This is a genomic window from Chryseobacterium lathyri, from assembly GCF_019970085.1.
Classification (GTDB): Bacteria; Bacteroidota; Bacteroidia; order Flavobacteriales; family Weeksellaceae; genus Chryseobacterium; species Chryseobacterium lathyri.
Window position 1 is genome coordinate 1 of sequence record NZ_JAHXYG010000011.1, and the last position, 1,778, is coordinate 1,778.

Annotated in this window: 1 rRNA gene; it reads right to left on the reverse strand. The window is 33.7% G+C overall.

The features are described from left to right. Positions 1-1,696: 1,696 nt before the first annotated feature. Positions 1,697-1,778 (reverse strand): 5S ribosomal RNA (rrf, locus tag LC418_RS20815); the annotation flags it as partial.

Consider the following 1,778-nt stretch of genomic DNA (forward strand, 5'->3'; position numbering starts at 1 on the left):
GACCACTCTCGTTTTTCAGTGCGGCAAAGATAACAACTTATTCAAACGCAAAACAAACTTATTTAACATAAAATTTACATACATTTTACATTGGGGATAAGTATTAATACAGTATTTTGATTATTAATATTTTATAGAGATACTATACTTATCCACAACAGACGTGGATAAATGATCCTGGAAATGAAAGGGTGGAAAGAATGGGTAATCATAGGAGAAAAGGCACTATAATAATAAAATGATAAGCTAGGATATTAAGGGATGAAGATGCTTAGCTAGGGGAGTAATATTTTATCTGATATGAATGAGGCACTTATTTTTTAAAAGTAAAATGAAGAAAGGAATGGTTCATAGTTTTGCTTGCAATCTATCATTGTAATGTCGATGATAGGAAAATTTTTGGATAGATCTAGCGGTAAAGTATATCATAATAAAATGGATACCCTGATTTTTTCTATCAATCTAAGTTTTGGCTAAAGCCTTTTTGGTCTTTATACGTTGTAAGTTTAGCAAAGGAATTATAGAGATAGAACCGGAAAAGTTTGCAGTAAAGACAATATTAAAATGTGCGGGATGAGTTTCCACAGATTTCTCAGATCGTGGAGTCTTACGTTGTATTGATTAGGCCTCCATCAAGGTTATCCTATCTGTAAGGAGTTCAAACTATTGATGAAGATTTTTGTAAGGATAGATTATCAAAACCCTGGATAAATTTTAAACGGACAGGATAGCTCTCAAAGATCAGGCTGATGGAGCAGATTTTTTAATTCTATATGCTGGTTTAAAAATTAAAATCAAGTCTCGATCTGGTTTAAAATATAAATAGAACAAGTGTATTGATTCCTTGGAAGAAGGTTTAGAAAGATCCAGTATCAAAAAAATAATGAAGCCAGTATTAAACTATAAACAGCCTGGATATTTGCTTTACAAAAATGATATCAGATATCAGATTGACATAGTATAAGTTTTGGCTAAAGCCTTTTTGATCTTTATATTGTAAGCGGGCTAAAGCCCACTCCTATTGATAAAAAAACTTAAGCCATACTGATCAACAATAATGTGTACTCTTTTCCCTAATAGAACCAGCTAACAGGTTGCGTGCTTGTTCAAAGTTTAAGATTACTATGTTTATAAAAATATAATGGGTTATAATAATTGATAAGATTTCAGTTAAAAGAATATCTCTCGCAGATCGGCAGATTAAGCAGATCTCTGTAATGATTCCTGCAAAAGTAATTTACTACAAGCAATGTTTGTTAATAAACGGGATTTTAAATTATGCATGATGGGTAGTGCTTAACCTTCTTATCAATAGCTTGGTCCTTTACCGGATAAGCAGTACAGTAAGTTTCACAATAGTAATCGCAGAAAAGAGTTAATTATAAGAAAGTCATGCGCATTTCTGTACAAGACTATATTCTATTTTGTTGGTGAGACTATCTATAATAGCTGAAGGACAAGCGGTCAATGATCAGTTATTTCCCGCATTGCTTATTGCTTATTGCTTATTGCAAATATAAGTCTCTTCCCTGATCGTGTGTTTTGGGGTATTGTGATGATCAGCGATGAATGATCAATGATTTTTGGCCTCACCCTATTCCCTATTCCCTATTCCCTATTCCCTATTGTCTATTCCCTAAGGTATAAAAACAAAAAAAGTCTCATACAAACTGTGTTGTATGAGACTTTTAATAAAAACTGGCGGCGGCCTACTCTCCCGCTTTCGCAGTACCATCGGCGCTGGTGGGCTTAACTTCTGTGTTCGGAATGGGAACAGG